The sequence below is a fragment of the Streptomyces sp. NPDC025721 genome (assembly GCF_055558595.1).
Genome location: NZ_JBVHMF010000045.1, coordinates 13510 through 35259 on the forward strand (window position 1 = coordinate 13510; position 21750 = coordinate 35259).

17 protein-coding genes are annotated in these 21750 nt (G+C 71.9%); 12 read left to right on the plus strand and 5 right to left on the minus strand.

The genetic code is table 11. The features are described from left to right. Positions 1–78 precede the first annotated feature (78 nt). From ACZ4EF_RS35670 to ACZ4EF_RS35705, 8 genes are all read left to right on the plus strand, one after another. Entirely contained in the window at positions 79–1170 is a 1092-nt protein-coding gene (locus ACZ4EF_RS35670) for an ABC transporter substrate-binding protein (protein ID WP_355347747.1), read from the plus strand. 305 nt (positions 1171–1475) lie between these two features. Further along, positions 1476–3209, plus strand: coding sequence for a sugar ABC transporter ATP-binding protein (locus ACZ4EF_RS35675; RefSeq protein ID WP_467508356.1), 1734 nt, complete (start codon positions 1476–1478; stop codon positions 3207–3209). Further along, positions 3206–4174: an ABC transporter permease gene (locus ACZ4EF_RS35680; RefSeq protein ID WP_355347753.1), complete on the plus strand. Its 969-nt coding sequence runs from the start codon at positions 3206–3208 to the stop codon at positions 4172–4174. The genes ACZ4EF_RS35675 and ACZ4EF_RS35680 overlap by 4 nt, the downstream gene beginning before the upstream one ends. 8 nt (positions 4175–4182) lie before the next feature. Then, positions 4183–5217: an ABC transporter permease gene (locus ACZ4EF_RS35685; protein ID WP_467347622.1), complete on the plus strand. Its 1035-nt coding sequence runs from the start codon at positions 4183–4185 to the stop codon at positions 5215–5217. A 101-nt stretch (positions 5218–5318) separates the two neighbouring features. Next, complete coding sequence (locus ACZ4EF_RS35690) at positions 5319–6335, plus strand: LacI family DNA-binding transcriptional regulator (protein WP_355347756.1); 1017 nt, start codon at positions 5319–5321, stop codon at positions 6333–6335. A 194-nt stretch (positions 6336–6529) separates the two neighbouring features. Then, complete coding sequence (locus ACZ4EF_RS35695; RefSeq protein WP_391050696.1) at positions 6530–7654, plus strand: aldose epimerase family protein; 1125 nt, start codon at positions 6530–6532, stop codon at positions 7652–7654. After that, the gene (locus ACZ4EF_RS35700) at positions 7651–8073 is read left to right on the plus strand and encodes a PIN domain-containing protein (RefSeq protein ID WP_402712115.1); all 423 of its coding nucleotides are present in this window, start codon (positions 7651–7653) and stop codon (positions 8071–8073) included. The genes ACZ4EF_RS35695 and ACZ4EF_RS35700 overlap by 4 nt, the downstream gene beginning before the upstream one ends. Positions 8074–8181: 108 nt before the next feature. Then, a complete protein-coding gene (locus ACZ4EF_RS35705) occupies positions 8182–9588 on the plus strand; it encodes an AlkA N-terminal domain-containing protein (RefSeq protein ID WP_467508359.1) in 1407 nt (468 codons plus the stop codon). 117 nt (positions 9589–9705) lie between these two features. Here the strand turns inward: ACZ4EF_RS35705 and ACZ4EF_RS35710 are convergent, their stop codons facing one another. Both ACZ4EF_RS35710 and ACZ4EF_RS35715 read right to left on the minus strand, forming a co-directional pair. Then, on the minus strand, positions 9706–10821 hold the full coding sequence (locus tag ACZ4EF_RS35710) for a DUF5954 family protein (protein WP_391050690.1): 1116 nt from the start codon (positions 10819–10821) through the stop codon (positions 9706–9708). Between the two features lie 113 nt (positions 10822–10934). Beyond that, positions 10935–12116, minus strand: a complete 1182-nt coding sequence (locus ACZ4EF_RS35715; protein ID WP_317452715.1) for an ROK family protein — start codon at positions 12114–12116, stop codon at positions 10935–10937. A gap of 157 nt (positions 12117–12273) precedes the next feature. Here ACZ4EF_RS35715 and ACZ4EF_RS35720 point away from each other — a divergent pair, with 157 nt between their 5' ends. The 4 genes from ACZ4EF_RS35720 (at position 12274) to ACZ4EF_RS35735 (ending at position 16331) form a co-directional block, all read left to right on the plus strand. Further along, positions 12274–13449, plus strand: a complete 1176-nt coding sequence (locus tag ACZ4EF_RS35720) for a Gfo/Idh/MocA family protein (RefSeq protein ID WP_355347772.1) — start codon at positions 12274–12276, stop codon at positions 13447–13449. 1 nt (position 13450) lies between these two features. Then, positions 13451–14371, plus strand: a complete 921-nt coding sequence (locus ACZ4EF_RS35725; protein ID WP_355347775.1) for a sugar phosphate isomerase/epimerase family protein — start codon at positions 13451–13453, stop codon at positions 14369–14371. A 116-nt stretch (positions 14372–14487) separates the two neighbouring features. Continuing rightward, positions 14488–15231, plus strand: a complete 744-nt coding sequence (locus tag ACZ4EF_RS35730; protein ID WP_355347778.1) for a sugar phosphate isomerase/epimerase family protein — start codon at positions 14488–14490, stop codon at positions 15229–15231. Beyond that, positions 15228–16331 (plus strand): Gfo/Idh/MocA family protein, encoded by a 1104-nt coding sequence (locus ACZ4EF_RS35735; RefSeq protein WP_401314356.1) that lies wholly within the window; start codon positions 15228–15230, stop codon positions 16329–16331. The genes ACZ4EF_RS35730 and ACZ4EF_RS35735 overlap by 4 nt, the downstream gene beginning before the upstream one ends. Positions 16332–16645: 314 nt before the next feature. Here ACZ4EF_RS35735 and ACZ4EF_RS35740 read toward each other — a convergent pair whose 3' ends face one another. The 3 genes from ACZ4EF_RS35740 to ACZ4EF_RS35750 all read right to left on the minus strand — a co-directional run bounded on the left by ACZ4EF_RS35740 (position 16646) and on the right by ACZ4EF_RS35750 (position 21691). Next, positions 16646–18184: an aldehyde dehydrogenase family protein gene (locus ACZ4EF_RS35740; protein WP_355347784.1), complete on the minus strand. Its 1539-nt coding sequence runs from the start codon at positions 18182–18184 to the stop codon at positions 16646–16648. Positions 18185–18442: 258 nt separating this feature from the next. Further along, the gene (locus ACZ4EF_RS35745) at positions 18443–20692 is read right to left on the minus strand and encodes an RICIN domain-containing protein (protein WP_467508363.1); all 2250 of its coding nucleotides are present in this window, start codon (positions 20690–20692) and stop codon (positions 18443–18445) included. A 162-nt stretch (positions 20693–20854) separates the two neighbouring features. Next, positions 20855–21691 (minus strand): undecaprenyl-diphosphate phosphatase, encoded by an 837-nt coding sequence (locus ACZ4EF_RS35750; RefSeq protein ID WP_355347787.1) that lies wholly within the window; start codon positions 21689–21691, stop codon positions 20855–20857. Positions 21692–21750: the final 59 nt, after the last annotated feature.

The window sequence follows — 21750 nt, forward strand, 5'->3', positions numbered from 1 at the left end:
CGCACCCGCCCCGGCACGGAGCCGGACCCACGTACGACTCGACGGCCGCTGCCGTCGCGACCAAGGAGTGTCGTGAGCATGACGAACCACAGAACCCGCGCACTGGCCGCCACCTGTCTGCTGCTGGCCACCGCAGGGCTGGCCGCCACCGGCTGCTCCAAGTCGGAGTCCAGTGACAAGGGCGCCTCCCCCTCCGGCTCGGACCAGGCGGCGCAGCAGCAGGTCACCACGGACCCGACGGCGTCCGGCGCGGGCTGCACCCTGACGGCGTACGGCGCCCCCAAGCTCGACCTGAAGAACGCGGTGGTGGGCTTCTCCCAGTCGGAGAAGGAGGACAACCCGTTCCGTATCGCCGAGACCCAGTCCATCAAGGACGAGGCCGCCAAGCTCGGCGTGAAGAAGCTGCTGACCACCGACGCGCAGTCCCAACTCCCCAAGCAGATCAGCGACATCCAGGACATGCTCGCGCAGGGCGCGCAGCTCCTGATCGTCGCGCCGCTCAACTCCGACGGCCTGGACCCGGCGCTGAAGGCCGCCGCCGCCAAGCACGTGCCGGTGATCACCATCGACCGGAAGATCAACGCCACGTCCTGCAAGGACTACGTCACCTTCCTCGGCTCGGACTTCGTCGAGCAGGGCAAGCGCGCGGCGGACGCCATGATCAAGGCCACCGGCGGCAAGGGCCAGGTCGCGATCCTGCTCGGCTCCTCGGGCAACAACGTGACCACCGACCGCACCAAGGGCTTCGTGGACGAGATCGCCGCCAAGGCGCCCGGCCTGAAGGTCGTCGCCCAGCAGACCGGTGACTTCACCCGTGACAAGGGCCAGCAGGTCATGGAGCAGCTCATCCAGTCCAAGCCGGGCATCACCGCGGTCTACGCGGAGAACGACGAGATGGGCCTCGGCGCGGTCACCGCGCTCAAGAGCGCGGGCAAGAACCCGGGCAAGGACGTCAAGGTCGTCTCGGTCGACGGCACCCGCAACGCCGTGCAGGCGATCGTCAACGGCACGTACAACGCGGTGATCGAGTCCAACCCGCGCTTCGGCCCGCTGGCCTTCGCCACCGCGCAGAAGTTCTACAGCGGCGAGGCGATCCCGGAGAACGTCATCATCTCGGACCGCGCCTACGACGAGTCCAACGCCAAGGCGTCGGTCGGCGGGGCGTTCTGACCTTCGGTCAGGAGGAACCGGTGGCGCGGCTCCCCCCGCGCCACCCCTCGGACAGGCGTACGGCGGGGTGCCTCCCCGCCGTACGCCGCACCATCGGCGGGTCGGCCCGCCGGGCTGTCGAGCCGGTGGGGGCGCCTGTAGCCCGTACGACCACAGGGCCGCCGCCTGCCGGGCCGCCCCATTCGTAGAGCCTGCCGAACCCGTAGAGCCCGCCCAGTAAGAGCCCGCCCCACCAGTAGAGCCCGTACAGCCCGTCAGCCCGTAGAAGAGTTCCCGCTTCCCCGCGACCCCGGAAGGCCACGACCATGGCACCACCCGAAGCCGCCGCGGCCCAGTCCGCGCCGCCCGGTCCGCCGAGCCCGCCACCGGCGGCCGGGGCCGTACTGGAGGCCGTCCGCGTCAGCAAACGCTTCCCCGGCGTGGTGGCGCTCGACGACGTCTCCTTCACCCTGCGCGAGGGCGAGATCCACGCGCTGGTCGGGGAGAACGGCGCGGGCAAGTCGACGCTGATCAAGCTGCTCACCGGGGTCTACCGGCCCGACGACGGCGAACTGCGGCTGGCGGGCGAGCCGATCGCCTTCCACCACCCGCACGAGGCGCAGCGCGCCGGGATCTCGACCATCTACCAGGAGGTGAACCTGGTCCCGCTGATGAGCGTGGCCCGCAACATCTTCCTGGGCCGGGAGCCGAAGAACCGCTTCGGCCTGATCGACTTCCCCCGGATGCACCGCGAGACCGCGGAACTCCTCGGCGGCTTCGGCATCACCGCCGACCCGCGCCGCCCGCTGCACACCCTGGGCATCGGCACCCAGCAGATGGTCGCGCTCGCCCGCGCCGTCTCCGTGCGGGCCCGGGTGGTCGTCATGGACGAGCCCACCTCGTCGCTCGAACCGCGCGAGGTCGAGACGCTGTTCCGGGTGATCCGTGAGCTGCACGAGCGCGGCATCTCGATCCTGTACGTCAGCCACCGGATGGACGAGCTGTACCGGATCTGCGACCGCGTCACCGTCCTGCGCGACGGCCGCCTCGTGCACAGCGGCGACCTGGCCGACACCGACCGGGTGCGGCTGGTCTCGCTGATGCTCGGCCGGGAGATCGCCGAGGTCCGCAGGCACGGTGCCACCAGCTTCGGCGAGGGACACACCGCCGAGCGCCAACCGGTGCTCACGGCCAAAGGACTGACCCGTCGTCACCTGCTGCACGACATCGGCCTGGACCTGCGACCCGGCGAAGTGCTGGGCCTCGGCGGCCTGTTGGGCTCGGGGCGCAGCGAGACCGCCAAGGCGCTGTCCGGGGCGCTGTCACTGGACAGCGGCGAGGTCACCGTCGGCGGGCACACCGTGCGCCGCCTCACCCCGTCCGCCGCGATCAGGGCCGGGATCAGCCTGCTGCCCGAGGACCGCAAGGCCGAGGGCATCGTGCCCGGCCTCTCGGTCCGGGAGAACATCGTGCTGGCCGCGATGCCCCGGCTGTCCCGCGCCGGGATCGTGTCCCGGCAGCGGCAGGACCGGATCGTCGACATCTTCATGAAGCGGCTGCGGATCAAGGCCGCGGGCCCCGAGCAGAAGGTCGGCGAGCTGTCCGGCGGCAACCAGCAGAAGGTGCTGCTGGCCCGCTGGCTCTGCCTGGAGCCGAAGGTGCTGCTGCTGGACGAGCCCACCCGCGGCATCGACGTCGGCGCCAAGGCCGAGGTGCAGTCGCTGATCGACGACCTCGCGGGAGAGGGCCTGGCCGTCCTGCTGATCTCCTCCGACATCGAGGAGCTGGTCGAGGGCGCCGACCGCATCGTGGTGCTGCGCGCCGGAGCGGTGGCCGGTGAGCTGACCGGCGACGACGTCGGGGAGAGCGCGTTGCTCGCCGTACTGGCGGAGACCGGGGACGACGACAGCGCCGCCGCGCCGGACACCGACCCGGAGCCCGCAGCCGCCGATGCAGAGCCCGCAGCCGCCGACGCGGAGCCCGTACCCGCCGACGCAGAGCCCGCACCCGCTCCCGCGGCGGAATCCGGCTCCGCCACCGCGAAGGAGGACCCGCGATGACCTCGGCCCCGTACTCACTCCCGCGCGGCCTGGACCGGTCGCGGATCGCGGACTGGCTCCAGCGGTACGGCGTGTACGCCGCGGTCGCCGCGCTGCTGGTCTTCAACGGCGTCTTCACCGACCACTTCATGACGACGGACAATCTGCGCACGCAGCTCGTCCAGGTCTCCCCCGTCGTCATCGTGGCACTGGGCATGGCGCTGGTGATCGGCACCGAGGGCGTCGACCTGTCGGTGGGCTCCACGATGGCGCTGGCCAGTTCCGTGCTGCCGCTCTACCTCGGATACGGCCTGCTGCCCGCGCTGTCGGTGGCGCTGCTCGCCGGTGTGCTCGTCGGCCTGATCAACGGCTCGCTGGTGTCGCTGGTCGGGCTGCAACCCATCGTGGCCACCCTGGCGCTCTTCGTCGGCGGCCGGGGCCTGGCCCTGGTCATCGCCGACGGGAAGCTCAAGCAGATCGAGAACCAGAATCTGCTGGACCTCGGCACGAACAGCGTGCTCGGCGTCCCGATCGTCGTGCTGATCGCGGGCGTGCTCGCGCTGTTGGTCGCCTTTCTGGTGCAACGCACCACCTTCGGACGCCAGTTGGTGGCCATCGGCGGCAACCGTGCCGCGGCCAGGCTCGCCGGACTCCCCGTCAAACGGGTGCTGATCGGCGTGTACGTGCTGTGCGGGGTGCTGGCCTCGCTCGCGGGTGTGCTCGCCACCGCGCGGCTGACCGCCAGCGACCCGTCCTCGCTGGGCAATCTGATGGAGCTGTCGGCCATCACCGCGGTCGTGGTCGGCGGCACCCCGCTGACCGGCGGCTCGGTACGCGTCCTCGGCACGGTGTTCGGCGCGCTGCTGATGCAGCTCCTGCACGCCACGCTCGTCACCCACAATCTGCACGACTCCACCGCCCAGATGGTCCAGGCGGGCATCATCCTCGTCGCCGTCTACGTCGCCCGGGAGCGTCGATCCCGATGAAAGCCCTCGTGAAAACAGCCGCCCCCGCTCCCGCGCTCGCCGTGGCCGGTGACGCGCCGCTGCCGGTGAGCGCGGAGTCGCGCCCCTCCGGGCGGCAGCGCGCCGCCGAACTCCTCCAGCGCCAGGGCGTCCTGGCCGTCCTCGTCCTGCTCTGCCTGATCTCGTCCTTCGTCTTCGACTCCTTCGCCACCCTCGACAACACGCGCGGCATCACCATCCAGGCGTCGTTCCTGTCGATCGTCGCGCTCGGCATGACGATGGTGATCGTCACCGGCGGCATCGACCTGTCGGTCGGCTCGGTCTTCGCGCTCGGCGGTGTGCTGGCCGCGTGGGCCTCGCAGTACGGATTCCTGCCCGCGCTGCTGGTGCCGCTCGTGGTGTGCGGCGCGATCGGCACCTTCAACGGACTGCTGGTCGCGCGGGCCGGGATGGCCCCGTTCATCGTGACGCTGGCCTCGCTGCTCGGCGCGCGCGGGCTGCTGCTCGCGCTCACCCACGAGGGCGCCACCACGTATCTCGTGCCGCGCGGCTCGGCCTTCCAGGAGCTGGGCGGCGGCGCGGTGTGGGGCTTCGGCTACCCGGTGCTGATCGCGCTGGCTCTGTTCGGGGTCGGCGGCCTCGTGCTCCAGCGCACCTCGTTCGGCCAGGCGCTGTTCGCCGTCGGCGGCAGCGGTGACGCGGCGCTGCTGATGGGGCTGCCGGTGGCCCGTACGAAGGTGCTGGTCTATACGCTCAGCGGGCTGCTCGCGGGGCTGGCGGGCGCGTTGAACGCGGCCCGGCTGTCCTCGGGTGTGACCATCATCGGTGTCGGCATGGAGCTGGACGCGATCTCCGCGGTGGTGATCGGCGGCACGCTGCTGGTCGGTGGCGCGGGTTCGGTGTCGGGCACGCTGTGGGGCGTGCTGCTGCTCGGTGTGATCCAGAATCTGATCAATCAGATCGGTTCGCTCAACTCCTCCTACCAGTCGGTGGTCAGCGGCGGCTTCCTGATCGTGGTCGTCGTCGCCCAGCGCTATCTGTCGGCCGCCCGCCGGGGCACCTGACCGGGCCGGGAGGGGCCGTCCGCGATCCGCGGGACCGGCTCCAGCACACTGAGGCCGGAACCGCCGCGCCTCGCACGAGGTCGGCCGAGGGAAGGAACTCCGTGGGCGCCAGCCTGAAGGATGTCGCGCGACTGGCGGGCGTGTCCGTCAAGACCGTGTCGAATGTGGTGAACAACTATCCGCATGTCACGCCGGGGATGCGGGAGCGCGTGCAGCGGGCCATCGACGAGCTGGGCTACCGGCCGAATCTGACGGCCCGCCATCTCCGGAAGGGCCGCACCGGCATCATCGCGCTGGCCGTCCCCGAACTCGGCAACCCGTACTTCGCGGAGCTGGCCGGGGCCGTCATCGACGCCGCCGCCCGGCACGACTACACGGTGCTGCTCGACCACACCGCGGGCCAGCGCGAGAAGGAGGTGCTGGTCTCGCAGGGTTTCCGGGCCCATGTCATCGACGGCCTGATCCTCAGCCCGATCGAATTGGAGGCCGCGGACCTGCTGGGCCGCATGGACGACGCGCCGCTGGTGCTGCTCGGCGAGCGGGAGTACGACGCCCCGTACGACCAGATCGCCATCGACAACGTGGCGGCGGCCCGTACCGCCGTACGGCACCTGACCGGCCTCGGGCACCGGCGGATCGCGTTCCTCGGCGCCCGCAGGGAGAGCGCCAGGCAACCGGCGCACCTGCGACTGCGCGGCTGGCGCGAGGAGTTGGCGGCGGCCGGGCTGCCGGACGACGACTCGCTGGTGGCCGCCACCGACGGCTACGGCCGCTGGGACGGCGCCGCCGCGATGAACGCGCTGCTCGACCGCGGCACCCGCCCCGACGCCGTGTTCGCGTACAACGACCTGATGGCGCTCGGCGCGATGCGGGCCCTGGTCGAGCGCGGGCTGCGGGTGCCGCAGGACGTGTCGGTGGTCGGCTTCGACGACGTCGAGGAGGGCCGCTTCTCGACGATCGCGCTCACCACGGTGTCACCGGACAAACAGGCCATCGCACGGCTCGCCGTGGAGCGGGTCGTGGCGCGGCTGACCGGTACGCCGCAGATCAGGCCGGAGCGGATCACGCCCGGATACACGCTGGTCACCAGGGAGTCGACCGCGCCCAGAGCGGGGTGAGCGCGCCGCGTAGCGTTGTCCCCCGGGGGGTCGGCCACCGGTGCCCGCCCGTGGTCGCCCGTGGTCGCGCCCCCGGCCGGTTTCCCCGCCCGGTCTCCCCGTCGTCTTCTCGCCGCCTTCCCGCCGCCTTCCCGCCGTCGGACGTCCGCCGCGTCCGGCATCCGTCGCCCCGACCCCCTTTACGAGGACTGCCGATGCCCCGTCCCACCCCGCTCAGCGAACCCTTCGGCACCACTCCCGACGGGTGGCGAGTGGAACGCTGGCGGCTCAGCTCGGCCTCCGGGGTGAGCGCCGAGATCCTCACCTACGGCGGCGTCCTGCACGCGCTGCACGTGCCCGACCCGACGGGCCGCCCCGCCAACGTGGTGCTGTCCCTGCCCGACCTGGCGGCGTACGCCTCCGACACCCCGTACTTCGGCGCGCTCGTCGGCCGTTACGCCAACCGGATCAGCGAAGCCCGCTTCACGCTCAACGGCCGCCACTACCGGCTCCCGGACAACGACGGCGGCCACAATCTGCACGGCGGCCCCGAGGGCTTCGACAGCCGCGTCTGGCGGGCCGAGCCGCTGCCCGGCGCGCTGCGGCTGACGCTGCACAGCCCGGACGGCGACATGGGCTTCCCCGGCGCGATGGACGTCACGGTGACGTACGCGCTCGACGACGACGGGACGCTGTCGCTGGACTTCGAGGCGCGCAGCGACCGGCCGACGGTGGTCAACCTGACCAACCACGCGTACTTCAACCTGGGCGGGTCGGAGGCGAGGGACGGCGCCGAAGCCGCGTCGCGGATCGCGGGAGGCGACGTGCTGCGCCACACCCTGTACGTCGACGCCGACCGCTTCCTGCCCGCCACGCCCGAGTCCATCCCGTGGGGGCCGGAACAGGCCGTGGAGGGGACGCCGTTCGACCTCAACGAGCCGCGCCCCATCGGCGACGGCGTGCGGGACGCCGACCCGCAGATCAAGACGGCCGGAGGGTACGACCACTGCTTCGTGCTGCGCGGCAACTGCGGCGGTACGGGCGAGGCCGTGGGCGAGCCGCGGGTCGCCGCCGTCCTCTCCGACCCCGACAGCGGCCGGGTGATGGAGGTGCGCACCACGCAACCGGCCATCCAGGTCTACACGGCCAACAAGCTCGACGGTTCGCTGACCGGCCCCGACGGGCGGACGTACCACGCGCACGACGCGGTGTGCCTGGAGACCCAGCACCTGCCGGACTCGCCGAACCACCCCGAGTACCCCTCGACCGAGCTGCGCCCCGACGAGGTCTTCCGCAGCCGCACCGAATTCCGCTTCCCGCACCTGGCGGGCGGCCGGTGACGAGCGCGCCGACCGCACCCCTGCTCGTCGTGGACGGCGCCAACGTCGTCGGCTCGGTGCCCGACGGCTGGTGGCGCGACCGGCGCGGCGCCGCCGAGCGGCTGCGCGACGCGCTCGTACCGCTCGCCGCGTCCGGCCTCGCCGAGGACAGCGGCGCCCCGCCGTGGGCCCGCGGCCACCGGCTGGACATCGTCCTGATCGTCGAGGGCGCGGCGCGCGGCGTCGAGCCGGTACCCGGCGTACGCGTGGAGTCCGCGCCCGGCAGCGGCGACGACCTCATCACCGAGGTCGCCGCCCGCTCGCGCACCGCGGACCCCGACCGCCCGTGCCTCGTCGTCACCGCCGACCGTGGCCTGCGAGCGCGCGTCACGGAGGTCGGCGCGGCCGTCGTGGGGCCGCGGGCGGTCCGGCCACGCTGACGCCCGTGTCCCCCGGGGGGCGGGGCTCCGGGGACGCCCGCGCTCGCCGGAAGGCCGTGTCCGATTTCCGCCAGCTCGGGGCGCCGGAGCCCTCGCATACTGGGACGCGTGACAGTCGAGGACAGCAGATACGAGGCGGTGAGCAGCCGGGACGCGCGCTTCGACGGAGTCTTCTTCTTCGCCGTGGCCACGACCGGGATCTACTGCCGTCCGAGCTGCCCCGCGATCACCCCGAAACGCGAGAACGTGTCCTTCTACGCGACCGCCGCCGCGGCCCAGGGCGCGGGCTTCCGGGCCTGCCGCCGGTGCAGGCCGGACGCGGTGCCGGGTTCCGCCGACTGGGACGCGCGGGCCGACGTGGTGGGCCGCGCGGTGCGGCTCATCGGGGACGGCGTCGTCGACCGCGAGGGCGTCGCGGGCCTCGCCACCCGGCTCGGCTACAGCGCCCGGCAGGTGCAGCGGCAGCTCAACGCCGAGCTGGGCGCCGGGCCGATCGCCCTGGCCAGGGCGCAGCGCGGCCACACCGCGCGGGTGCTCCTCCAGACCACCTCGCTCCAGGCCGCCGAGATCGCCTTCGCGTCGGGCTTCGCGAGCGTGCGGCAGTTCAACGAGACGATCCGGGAGATCTACGCCGCCACCCCGACCGAGCTGCGCACGGACGCGCGCTCCGGGCCGGTGGGCGGGGCCGCCGGGGTGCCGCTCCGGCTGGCCTTCCGGGGCCCCTACGCCTCCGGGCGGGTCTTCGACTTCCTCGCCGCACGCGCCGTGCCCGGCGTCGAGGAGATCGTCGGCGCCCCCGGCAGCCGTACGTACCGCCGTACCCTGCGGCTGCCCCACGGCACGGGCATCGCCGAGGTCGCCGAGCGGCCCGGCAGGGGCAATTGGCTGGACTGCCGACTCCACCTGGGCGATCTCCGCGACCTCACCACGGCCACCCAGCGCGTCCGCCGGCTCTTCGACCTCGACGCCGATCCGTACGCGGTCGCCGAACGTCTCGGCTGCGACCCGCACTTGGCCCCGCTGGTCGCCGCCCTTCCCGGCCTCCGCTCCCCCGGCTCCCCCGACCCGGCGGAACACGCCGTCCGCGCCGCCCTGGGCGAAGGCGCCGCGCCGTTCTCCCCGGCGCCCCTGGCCGCCTTGGTCGCCCGATACGGCACCCCGCTGAGCGCTCCCGACGGCGCCCTCACGCACCTCTTCCCGCGGGCCGAGGATCTGGCCGAGGCCGACCTGGGCAGCCCGGCCGGCCGCTCCCCCGTCAGAGACCTCTGCCGCGCCCTCGCCGACGGTACGGTCGCCCTCGACCCGGGCGCCGACCGCGACGCCGCCGAACGGTCCCTCCTGACCGTCCCCGGCATCACTCCCCTGACCGCGGCCCACATCCGCATGCGCGCCCTCGGCGACCCGGACGTCTTCCCCTCGACGGAGCCGGTGCCGCCCGGGACGGAGAGGTGGCGCCCGTGGCGGTCGTATGCGGCTCATTACTGCTGGGGGGTGGGAGGGGGAGGTCAGGGGTGAGGGGGCGCCTTGCGCGGGCGCACCGTCCTTCCCCTCTTTTGCCGCCCCTCCGCCTCCCCGCGCAGCCGTACCGCAGGGGCGCAGGCTCTTGGGCGCAGCGGTGCCCGGCTGGCTGGGTCAGGGGTGGGGCTTGTTCTTGAGGTTGTCCCGGCGGAGGCGTTCTTCCTCGAAGAGGCGCATGAACTTCCGCATGTGCTCGTCCGGTTCGGGGTCGGCCTCCTCGTCCTCGTCGGTGAGGAGACCCTGTTCGCGCAGTTGCTGGTCCTGGACCATGACGGGCGGGGTGGGGTCGGGGTCGGAGGGGCGGGGGCCCTCGGGGCCGTCGGGGCCGATGCGGATGAGGCGTTCGACGCGGATCACGCGGAAGTGGCGTCCTGCGACGTCGAGTTCGTCGCAGCGGTGTTCGTCGAGGTGGTCGGCGGCGCGGGAGTAGATCTCGCGCTGCTCGGGGCTGAGGTCCTTCTGCCAGGGGAGCATGACGCGCAGTTGCATGGCGAGGCCGTCGCGGGCTGACTGCGGGGTGGTGGCGGTGCCGCTGGAGTCGGGGCGCCAACTGCCGCCGTCGCGTTCCGCGGTCATGAAGGTGGCGGGGAGCAGGACACCGCCGGGGTGAGTGTCGGCGGCGTGCCGTGAGTCGTCGCGGACGTCGGCGGGGACGGTGCCGCTTTTGCGGAGGGCGGCGAGGAGTTCCACCTTGAGGATGCCCTCGGACATGCCGGTCGCGTTGACCGGGTCGATGACCAGGCCCGCGGCGGGGTCGAAGCCGCCGGACTCGCCGGGGCCGCTCGGGTCGGGGTCGGTGTCGCGCGGGGGTTCGGGACCGTCGGGCCCCATGCGGATGAAGCGTTCGGCGCGCACCACGCGGTAGCGGCTGCCGCGTACCGTCACCTCGTCGAGAGCTTCCCAGTCCATGCGCTCGCCCGCGGCGAGGAGTTCGGCCCGCGCCTCGGCGTCACCGGCCTCGTCGGCCGCGTGGGCGAGGCGGCGGAAGTGGGAGCCGAGGCTGTCGCGGGCGTCCTGCGGGGCGAGTCCGCTGAAGTACGGGTGCAACTCCCAGCCGCCGGACTCCAGTTCGCACGCGATGCCGAAGACCGGGCCGCCCGCGAACAGCATCGAGGGGTAGGTCTTTCTCGCCTTCCACGCCTCGATGTCGGCGAGCGCCGCGACCGGGGACTCGGGCGTGGTGACCCGGATCGACTGGTAGGCAGGAACATCGTCGCCGTGCGCATCCATGGGACCAGCATGCCCACACCGCGGGGGCGTACGCGACCCATACGCCAAAGCCGTCATGGGTCCGTGAGTTGACGTGACGCGCGTCCACCGGCAGGTATGGGGGCAACAGTGGTTCAGACCGCGGGCTCCGCGAGCACGTGTCCGATGCCCTCGGGCGAGAGCAGATGCTGCACCGCCAGCCGCCGCGCGCCCTCGATGCCCGCCCTGCGGCCGAGCATCGTGGTCTCGATGGCGACGGTTCTGGTGGCCAGCGGGAGGGCCCTGCGGTAGACGGCGCCGCGGATGTCGGCGAGCAGGTCGTCGTGGAGGCTGGCGATGCTGCCGCCGAGCACGATGGTGTCGGGGTTGTAGAAGCTGACCAGCGAGGCCAGGACGTCGCCGAGCCGTTGGGCGGCCAGCCGTACCTGGCGGCGGGCCACCGGGTCGCCCGCGGCCACGAGGCGGACCACGTCGGCGGCGTGCTCGGCGGGCAACCCTGCCTCCCGCAGCTTCGCCGCGATGGCCGCTCCCGAGGCGACGGCCTCGACGCAGCCGGTGTTGCCGCAGTGGCACAGCACGTCGTCGTGGCCCGGTACGCGGATGTGGCCGATGTCGCCCGCGGCGCCGCTGGCCCCGCGGTGCACGACGCCGCCGGAGACGATGCCGCAGCCGATGCCCGTACCGACCTTGACGTACAGCAGATGGGCGGTGGCCGGACGGTGGCCGTACTCGCCCAGGGCCATCATGTTGACGTCGTTGTCGACGAGGACGGGCGCGTGGTAGCGCCCGGCGAAGAAGCCGGGGACCCGGTAGCCGTCCCAGCCGCGCATGATCGGCGGCCGGATCACCGTACCGGTGCGGGCCTCGACCGGGCCCGGCACGCCGATGCTGATCGCGCGTACGTGGTCGGCGGGGTGTCCCGCGTCGGCCAGCAGGCGGCCGATCTGCTCGTGCACCCCGGTCAGTACGGCCTCGGGTCCCGCGTTGATGTCGAGGGCTTCGGTTGCTTCGGCGAGGACCCGGCCCCCGAGTTCGGCGACGGCGACCGTGCGGTGGGTGGCGCCGAGGTCGACGGCGCAGACCACCGCGTTCCGCGAGGCGAGTTGGAGGGTGAGCGGCGGGCGCCCGCGCTCGGTGGCCATGGTGCCGGTCTCGACCAGCAGTCCCTTGGCGATCAGCAGGTCCACCCGCTGGGCGACCGCGGCCCTGGACAGCCCGGTGGCGGTGGCGAGTTGGCTGCGCCGGGTGGCGCCGCCCGCCACCAGTCCCGCCAGTTCGCTGAGCGCGGTCAACTGCCGGTCGCTTGCGGCTGTCACCGGTTCCTGCCCTCCCCTGCGCCGTACGTCCGTCGTCCCGGTCCGCGTCCTGTGCGGCCCGGCCCCCGATTTATGACAGAAGATAGCGGAAATATTGCCATTGTCAACCGAAACAGCGGTGGCTAGCGTTTCAAGCAAGCGGAAAGGGAGGGCACTTGTGGGCGGGACTAGCTCGGTTACAGCGGGTTCTTCGCTGCGCACGTCATCGCGTCCGGCACTGCGTACGGCCATCGCCGGCGTGGGGATGATCGGCCAGGTGCACCTGGACGCGGTGCGCAGGAGCGGTGCCCCGGTGGTCGGGGTCAGCGCGTCGACGCCCGCGCGGGCCAAGGAGGCCGCGGCGGCGCTCGGGGTCGAGCGGGCCTTCGACTCCTCGGAGGCGCTGGTCACCAGTGACGACGTCGACGTGGTGCACATCTGTACGCCCAACGACGCGCACGCCGGGCTCGCCGAACTGGCGCTGCGGGCGGGCAAGCACGTGGTGTGCGAGAAGCCGCTGACCACGTCGTCGGCCACCGCGGACGCGCTCGCGGCGCTCGCCGCGGACAGCGGTCTGGTGGCGGCGGTGCCGTTCGTCTACCGCTACCACCCGATGGCGGCCGAGGCGCGGTCCCGCGTGCTGGACGGCCGGGCGGGCGAGGTCCGGCTGGTGCACGGCCACTACCTCCAGGACTGGCTCTCGGAGCCGGGCGACACCAACTGGCGGGTCGACGCGGCGGCGGGCGGGCCCTCGCGCGCCTTCGCCGACATCGGCTCGCACTGGTGCGACCTGGTGGAGTGGGTGACCGGGCACCGGATCGCGGAGCTGACCGCGGTCAGCCAGACCGTGGACCGTACGGGTCCCGCCGGCGACGGCGGCGCGCGGGTCAGGCCGGACACCGAGGACGTGGTGCAGCTCCTGTTCCGCACCGACCGCGGCGCCACCGGTTCCGTGACCGTCTCGCAGATCTCGCCCGGCCGGAAGAACCGGCTGTGGTTCGAGGTGGACGGCACGCGGACCTCGCTCGCCTTCGACCAGGAGAACCCCGAGTCGCTGTTCGTCGGCAGCCGCGGTGAAAACGCTGCGGTGCTGCGCGACCCGGCCACGCTCTCGCCCGCCGCGGCCCGGCTCTCGGTGGTCCCCGGCGGCCACCCGATGGGATATCTCGACTGTTTCGCCGCCTTCGTCCGCGATGTGCACGCAGCGATCCGCGCCCCGGGCGCGGCGGGCGGGTCCTCGGCCGACGGCACCGGGGACACGTTCCCCACCTTCGACGACGCCGCCCGCATGGTGCGCCTGACCGAGGCCGTACTGAAATCGGCGGCGGACCGGACCTGGAAAGAGGTCTCCTGAGATGAAGCTGGGCTTCCTGACCGCCTGCCTTCCGCAGCTCCCGCTGGACGAGATCGCCGCGTGGGCGGCCTCGCACGACTACCAGTCGCTGGAGGTGGCCACCTGGCCGTCCACCGGCTCACGGGAGTTCGAGGCCAGCCACATCGACGTGACCGGCTTCGGCAAGCAGCGGGCCGACGAGGTGCGCGGCCTGTTCGACCGGCACGGCCTGACGCTGTCCGCGCTGGCCTACTACGAGAACAACCTGCACCCGGACGAGACCCGCAGGGCGGAGATCGCCGCCCACGTACGCGCCAATGTGGACGCCGCCCAACTGCTGGGCGTGGACTACGTCGGCACGTTCGTCGGCCGCCACCCGGGTCTGACGGTGAAGGAGAACATCGCGCTGGCCGAGCGGGAGCTGCCGCCGCTGGTGGAGTACGCGGGCGAGCGCGGTGTGAAGATCATCATCGAGAACTGCGTGATGGAGGGCTGGCACCCGGACGGCTATCCGGGCAACCTCGCCTACTCCCCCGAGCTGTGGGAGTGGATGTTCGGCCTCGGCCTCTATCTCAACTACGACCCCTCGCACCTGCTGTGGCTGGGCATCGACCCGGTCGAGGCGCTGAAGCCGTACATCGACCGCATTCCGCACGCGCAGGCCAAGGACGCGCAGCTCGACCCGCGGGCCAGGGACCGTTACGGCTTCTTCGGCCGGTCGGTGGCGCGGACCGACGGCTGGGACAGCGGCTGGTGGCGCTACCGGGTGCCGGGGCTCGGCGACGTCGACTGGCGCCGGATCGTCGACACCCTTTACGAGGGCGGCTTCACGGGCACGCTCTCCGTCGAGCACGAGGACCCCGTCTGGAGCGGCGACGTCCAGCGGATCACCCAGGGTCTGGAGATCGCCCACCGCACGCTGCGGCCGTTGATCGTCGGCTGATCCGACCGCGCGTCACCGCCGGCCGCCGCTCCCCCGCACCACCCGCACGCGCAGTACCCGCCGTACCCGCACCCGCCGTACCCGCACCCGCCGTACTTCCAGGAGGCATCGTCACGATGGCCACGCCCTTGAGCATCCAGCTCTACACCCTCCGGGACCAGATCGCCGCCGACCGCGACGGCACGCTGTCCCGCCTCGCCGGGATCGGTTACACCGCCGTCGAGGCGTACGACCCCACGGCCGACCCGACCGGTTTCCGCAAGGTCGCCGACGACCTGGGGCTGAGCGTCAACAGCACGCACGCGTACGCCCTGTTCGACAAGGAGGCGTCGGAGGTCTTCGACGCGATCGCCACGGTCGGCACCGACCTGGTGATCATCCCCGGCGGGATCGCACACGAGGAGTTCACCACCCCCGACGGTCTCTCGCGCACCGCGGACCTCCTCAACGGCTTCGCCGAGAAGGCCGCCGAGCGCGGTATGCGGATCGGCTACCACAACCACTGGTGGGAGATCGAGCCGCGCTTCGACGGCAGGACCGCGCTGGAGGAGCTGGCGGACCGGTTGGCCCCCGAGGTGTTCCTGGAGGTCGACACGTACTGGGCGGCGGTCGGCGGGGCCGATGTGCCGGCGCTGCTGCGCGCGCTGGGCGACCGGGTGCTGGCGCTGCACGTCAAGGACGGTCCCGGTGTGAAGGACGAGCCGCACACCGCGGTCGGCAAGGGCAGCATCGACGTGCCGTCGATCCTGGCCGCCGCGCCCGACGCGCAGCGGATCGTCGAACTCGACTCCTGCGCGGGCGACATCTTCGAGGCCGTCGCGGAAAGCCTCTCCTACCTCACCGCGCTGGAGCGTTCATGACCACAGGCCCGGTCGGCGTCGCCGTCGTCGGCGCCGGTGTCATCAGCGCGCAGTATCTGGACCATCTCACCGCCTTCCCCGACCTGCGGGTGCTCGCCGTCGCCGACATCGACGTCGAGCGGGCCCGTACGGCGGCCGGGACGTACGGGATTCCGGCCGCGGGCGACCTCGCGTCGGTGCTGGCGATCCCCGAGGTGGAGATCGTCGTCAACCTGACGATCCCGGCCGTGCACGCGGAGGTCGCCACGGCCGCCCTCCAGGCGGGCAAGCACGTCTACGGCGAGAAGCCGCTCGCGCTGGCGCCGGCCGACGGGGCGAAGATCCTGGCCGAGGCACGGTCGCGCGGGCTGCGGGTCGGGAGCGCTCCCGACACCTTCCTCGGGGCCGGGCTCCAGTCCGCGCAGCGGGCGCTGGCCGCCGGGGTCATCGGCGAACCGGTGAGCGCGACCGCCGTCACGCAGGGGCCCGGCCCCGAGTCGTGGCACCCGAACCCGGAGTTCCTCTTCCAGTACGGTGCCGGGCCGCTGTTCGACATCGGTCCGTACTATCTGACGGCGCTGGTCGCGCTGTTCGGGCCGGTGGCGCGGGTCTCGGCCTCGGCGCGGCAGGCGCGTGCCCAGCGGGTGATCGGTTCCGGGCCGAAGGAGGGCACGTCCTTCGCGGTGGAAGTGCCCACGCATGTGCACGCGTTGCTGGACTTCGCCGGTGGCCCCAGCGGCTCGGCGACCTTCAGCTTCGACTCCTCGGTGCCGCGCCGCCTCATCGAGGTCACCGGCACCGAGGGCACGCTGTCGCTGCCCGACCCGAACACCTTCGAAGGGCCTTTGCAGGTCCGGGCGTTCGGTGACGACGACTGGCGTGACCTGCCCGTCACCGGTACGGTCGCCGGTCGCGGCCTGGGCGTCCTGGACATGGCCCGCGCCATCCGGGGCGGCACCGAGCACCGCGCCTCCGGCGAACTCGCCCAGCACGTACTCGACTTGATGGCCACGGTGACGGACGCCGCGCAAGAGCACACCGTCCGCACCCTCGAAACCAGCGCCCCGGCCGTGTCACCGCTGCCGGACGCGTGGGACCCGGCGGCCTCGACGCTGTCCTGACGCAGCGGTCGACCACCGTCGGCCCCGGTCGGCCCACCCGTGGGGGGATGGGTCGACCGGGGTTTTTCTGAGTACGGTTCGCCGCTGCGCAGGTGGGTTCGCCGGTAGCCAGCGAGCCGAAGGCGGCGCCGGTGTTGAAAGGGAGAACGCGCACAGCGACCGAGGAACGAGGGAGCGAGCACGATCGACTGTCGACACCGGATTTAAGCCGCCGGAGGCGAGAGGGCGGCAAAAAAAGGGGATCGCGGTGAGCCTGCGCGAGAGGGCTCCCCCGCACGGCTCGCCGCAACCGCGGCCTCACCCAAGGCGGCTCCCTAGGCCGCGGGCAATTGGTAGTCGGGGAAGTTGCCCGGGAGGCGGTCGAGGGTGGGGCCTTCGGTGACGGCGTGGACGAGGAGTTCGCCGCCGACGAAGGCGCCGCGCCAGGAGGCGCCGAGGCCGCCGAAGAGTTCGTCGCGGTCACCGCGGGAGCGGGGCGCGCCGCGGCCGACCTTGAAGGCGCGGACCTGCGAGGCGAGGCGTTCGGTGGTGCGCGGGTCGTCGCAGGACAGGGCGGCCACCAGGGCGCCGTTGCTGGCGTTCATGGCGGAGAGCAGCTCGGCCTCGGTGTCGACCAGGACGATCGTGTCGACGGGTCCGAAGGGCTCGGTGTGGTGGAGCGGCGAGGACGGCGGAGGGCCCAGGAGCGTGACCGGGGCGAGGTAGGCGGAGGTGTCCTGGCCGGGGAGGAAGAGGCCGGGGTCGAGGGCGCCGTGGTGCAGCGGCACCGCGCCGCGGTCGACGGCCTCGGCGACCAGATCGGCCAGCTCCTTCGCCTTGGCCGCGTTGATCAGCGGCCCGAAGTCGAGTGCGGGCAGCGGGTCGTCGGGCGCGGCGACGGCCAACGGGTGACCGGTCCTGACCGACTTGACCGCCGGGAGGTACGCGGCGAGGAAGTCCGCGAAGCGGGAGCGCTGGACGACGAACCGCGGGTAGGCGGTGCAGCGCTGCTTGGCGTAGTCGAAGAGCTTGGGGATCTGCGCGCCGAAGGCGTCCCAGTCGCTGTACTCCCACAGGCCCCAGCAGTTGAGCCCTTCCTGTTCGAGGATGTGCCGCTTGCCGACGTCGGCGACGGCCGTCGCGATCCGGGCGCCGGTGTCCCGGCCGCCGACGAAGGAGACGCAGCCGATCTCCGAGGACTGCACCAGGGCCTCGGAGAGTTCGCCGCCGCTGCCGCTGACCAGCGTGACGGGAATGCCCTCGCGCCTGGCGAGCGCGGCGGCGAGGGTGAGGCAGGCCAGACCGCCGTCGGTGGGCGTCTTGGCGATGACCGCGTTGCCCGCGAGCGCCTGGACGAGCATGGCGTGCACCAGCACGCTCATCGGGTAGTTCCAGCTCGCGATGTTGGAGACGGGACCGGCAAGTGCGGTGCGGCCCGCCACCATCGGCTCGATGCCGTCCACGTACCAGCGGACGCCGTCGATGGCCCGGTCCACGTCGGCGCGGGCCAGCCGCCAGGGCTTGCCGATCTCCCAGACCAGCAACAGGGCCAGCAGGTCGCGGTGTTCGGTGAGGGCGTCCAGAGTCGCCGAGACGCGCGCCTTGCGGTCGGGCAGCGGTACGTGCCGCCAGCTCCGGTGTTCGTCGAGCGCGGCGCGTACCGCCTGTCGCGCGGTGGCCGCGTCGAGCCGGGGCGGCCCGGCTATCGGGCTGCCGTCGACCGGTGAAGTGGCGGGCAGCGGGCGGCCGTCGGCCTGCCAGCGGCCGTCCCACAGATTCAGCACACGGTCGTCGCGGAATGCCTCGGGCGCGGTCCGCAGGGCGCGCCGCCACGCGTCGCTCCAGGCCGTTCCGGGCTTGAGGATGAGGGTCATTCGGAACTCCGCTCTCGTCGGGGGGCGGAACTCGCGCGGCGCACCACCGCGCGTCTGCCGACGATAGCGACTGGACTCCCGGGGGTTCCGGTGTTCGACCACGGGTGTGTCGGTCGTCACCGTGCCCGGCCACGGCACGGGAGGAGGCGGGTTACGGCGCGGGAGAGCGGGGGTCACCGCACGGGAGAGGGGCCGGCCGACGGGATGCGCCCCCTGTGCCGGCCGGCCCCACTGTGTCCCCCGTGTACCCCTGTGTGACTAGGGGTAGCTGGTCAGGTACGTGACCTGATGGCCGCTGTTCACGGCCGCTCCCGTGGTGTTGATGACATGGCTGATGGTGCCGACACCGCCGAGCGAGACGGTCACCATGTCGTGGAACTTCACCCCGGAGGTGTTGGGCACCTGGAAGGAGTTGGCCGACACCACCGAGGAGTTGGCGGAGAAGTAGCAGTAGCTGCCGAGCCCCCACGCCTCATGGCTGGTGACCGAGTCGGCCACCTTGTAGGCGGGGTAGCCCTGCGAGGAACCGTTCATCCAGGAAGCCTGGTTGGGCGGGTCGTAGGGCATCTCGTTCTGGAAGAAGTACGTTCTGCCGCCGTTGCCGTTCCACTGCACCTGGGCCTGCTGGTAGTGCTCGACGAACAGGCCGTACATGGTGACGTTCTGGCCGTTGACGACGAGGCCCGTGGCGGCGGTGTTGGTGTTCCAGCCGACGGTGCCGCCGTTGCCGTGGTCGGCGCGCCACAGCCACATGTGGTCGCCGATGACGTTGTTGCTGTTGACGACCAGCGACTGGGTGGCCTTGCCGACGGCCGCGCCGCCGATCCGGAAGAAGACGTCGGACAGGCTGGTCGGGTCGGCCGCGTGGTTGGCGGACGAGCCGGCCGGGCCGATCTGCATCAGCGTCTGCGAGTTGGTGGTGCCCGCGTCGATGAGCAGCCCGGCCAGCTTCACACCGTCCACGTCGGCCGTGGTCAGCGCGGTGACGCCGCCGTCCGGGACGAGCGTGGCCAGACCGAGACCGAGGACGACGGTGTCGGGCCGGGTCACGTTGATCGTCTGGTTGAGGTGGTAGACACCCGGCGTGAACAGCAGGTTCTTGCCCGCCGCGAGCGCCGCGTTGATGTCGGAGGCGGTGTTGCCCGGCTTGACGATGAAGAACTGGTCGATCGGCAGCGACTGTCCCGCCGGCGTCTTCCCGCTCCAGGTGGTGCCGGACGCGTTGGACTGGAGGGCGGGCACGAAGACCTGGTACTTGCCCGCGCTGTCGATGTACAGGAAGGGCTTCTCGCGCACCACGGGCGCGCTGGCGACGGTGGTGTACGTCGGGAAGCTCTGCGCGGGCGCGCCCTTGTCGCCGACGAAGACCATGTTCCAGTTGGAGCCGCTCCAGGACCCCATCTCGGTGTCCTTGGTGAGGAACTGCTGCTGGGAGCCGGACTGGATCTGCCCGTCGATCTTGGAGTCGGAGATGAAGCCGCCGCTCGACCAGCCGCCGTCGTCCAGCGCGAGGTTGCCGCGGACGTGCATCCGCCGGTACGGGGCGGCCTGCGAGACGGCCCAACGGTCGCTGCCGCCGGTCGGGTTGACGGACATGTTCTCGGCGTCACGCCAGAAGTTCTGGGTGGCGTTGCCCTGGAACCAGTCGGCCTCGGCGTGCACCTTGCCGTTGATGGTGACCGAGTCGGGGCTCAGGCCGAGTCCTGCGACCTGGGTGTAGAAGCCGACGTTGACGTCCGCGCTGTAGGTGCCGGGCTTGAAGAGCACCGCGTAGCGCTGGCTGCCGAACTGGTTGGTCTCCTGCTGGCTGAAGATCGAGTTCAGCTTGGACTGGATGGTCGAGGCGGACATCGACGGGTCGAAGACGACCGTGTTCGGGCCGAGGTCGGGGTCGCCGCCGCTGGGCGGGGTGGTCGGCGGCGTGGTGCCGCCGCCGCTGCCGCTGACGTTGAACGACTGCGCGGTGGTGCCGTTGCACGTGTACTGCTGGAGCTGGACGCTGTCGGCGGTCGACGCGCCGGGCACGTCGAGGCACTTGCCGCTGTTGCGGTTGACGAAGTGGAAGGCGCCGCTGCTCTCGGCGACGGGCTGCCACTGCTGGTTGCTGCCGCCGCCGTACATCCAGAGCTGTGTGGTGGCGCTGTCGGCGGTGGAGACGCCGGTGACGTCCCACACCTGGGCGGGCGCGGTGGACACGCCGATCCGGTAGTAGCCGCTGTCGGTGGCGGTGAACTGCCACTGCTGGGCGGCGCTTCCGTTGCAGGCGTACTGCTGCACCGCTGTGCCGTTGGCGGTGGCCGCGGCGCGCGCGTCCACGCACTTGCCGCTGCTGACGCTGGTGACGCTGGCCGGGGCGGCCGGGATGGTGGCGGCGCCCGCGTCCCGTGCGGTGACCAGGGCGATACAGGCCGAGACCGGCAGGACGAGCGCCGCCGCTATGGCGGCTGTTCGTCTGCGGGTGCGGGATGTGCGGGTGGGCGTGCCGGGCACGGTGGGGACCTGAGTCACACGTGTCTCCTCGGTCGCGTTGTGGGGTCGCGATGCGGTGTGGACGCTAGGGGCCGCCCGTCGGCGAGTCAATACACATCAAAAAATAAGTCGTGAACTATCCGGCCGGAAAAGAGGGCCCGGCCGTCCCGGCCGGGCCCTCGGAGTGCGTCTGACGGTAAGTCAGGAACTGATCGTGTCCGTCGTCAGCAGGCCGATCAGCAGGAAGCCGACCACGATCCGGTAGATCACGAAGGAGTTGAACGAGTGCTTGGCGACGAACTTCAGCAGCCAGGCGATGGAGACGTAGGCGATCACGAACGACACCACGGTGCCGACGGCGAGCGCGGGCACGCCGACGCCCCCGCTGGTGGCGTCCTTCAACTCGTACAGCCCCGCGCCGGTGAGGGCGGGCAGGCCGAGGAAGAACGACAGGCGGGTGGCGGCCACCCGGTCCAGGTCGCGGATGAGCGCGGTGGAGATGGTGGCGCCCGACCGGGAGAAGCCGGGGAAGAGCAGCGCGAGGATCTGCGAACAGCCGACGATCATCGCGTCCTTGAAGGTGACCTGGTCCTCGCCGCGCTTGAATCGCGCCATCTGCTCGGCGCACCACATGACGACGCTGCCGCCGATCAGCGAGAAGGCGACGACCCACAAGGACGCGAGGGCGCCGTCGATCAGCGGCTTGGCGGCCAGTCCGACGACGACGATCGGGATGGTCGCGTAGATCACCCACCAGGTGAACTTGTAGTCGTGGTTGTCGCGCTCCCTCTTGTTCGCGAGCCCCTTGAACCAGGCGCCGACGAACCGCTTGATGTCGGAGAAGAAGTAGACGAAGACGGCGGCGATGGCGCCGGTCTGGATCACCGCGGTGAAGCCGACGACAGCCTTGTCGTCCACCGGGATGTTCATCAGGCCCTCGGTCATTTTCAGGTGCCCGGTGGAGGAGACCGGAAGGAACTCGGTCACTCCTTCCACGACGCCGAGAATGACGGCTTGGCCGACGCCGATGACGCTCATTGGGTGGTCCCGCCCCTTGTCCGCCGGTGATCGCCCCGGCCCGTTACGACTACATGTTC

Bases quoted from the DNA above. Each gene is read 5' to 3' on its own strand.
- ACZ4EF_RS35670 (WP_355347747.1), top strand. From the start codon at position 79: ATGACGAACCACAGAACCCGCGCACTGGCCGCCACCTGTCTGCTGCTG.
- ACZ4EF_RS35675 (WP_467508356.1), top strand. From the start codon at position 1,476: ATGGCACCACCCGAAGCCGCCGCGGCCCAGTCCGCGCCGCCCGGTCCG.
- ACZ4EF_RS35680 (WP_355347753.1), top strand. From the start codon at position 3,206: ATGACCTCGGCCCCGTACTCACTCCCGCGCGGCCTGGACCGGTCGCGG.
- ACZ4EF_RS35695 (WP_391050696.1), top strand. From the start codon at position 6,530: ATGCCCCGTCCCACCCCGCTCAGCGAACCCTTCGGCACCACTCCCGAC.
- ACZ4EF_RS35710 (WP_391050690.1), bottom strand. From the start codon at position 10,821: ATGGATGCGCACGGCGACGATGTTCCTGCCTACCAGTCGATCCGGGTC.
- ACZ4EF_RS35725 (WP_355347775.1), top strand. From the start codon at position 13,451: ATGAAGCTGGGCTTCCTGACCGCCTGCCTTCCGCAGCTCCCGCTGGAC.
- ACZ4EF_RS35730 (WP_355347778.1), top strand. From the start codon at position 14,488: ATGGCCACGCCCTTGAGCATCCAGCTCTACACCCTCCGGGACCAGATC.
- ACZ4EF_RS35735 (WP_401314356.1), top strand. From the start codon at position 15,228: ATGACCACAGGCCCGGTCGGCGTCGCCGTCGTCGGCGCCGGTGTCATC.
- ACZ4EF_RS35740 (WP_355347784.1), bottom strand. From the start codon at position 18,184: ATGACCCTCATCCTCAAGCCCGGAACGGCCTGGAGCGACGCGTGGCGG.
- ACZ4EF_RS35750 (WP_355347787.1), bottom strand. From the start codon at position 21,691: ATGAGCGTCATCGGCGTCGGCCAAGCCGTCATTCTCGGCGTCGTGGAA.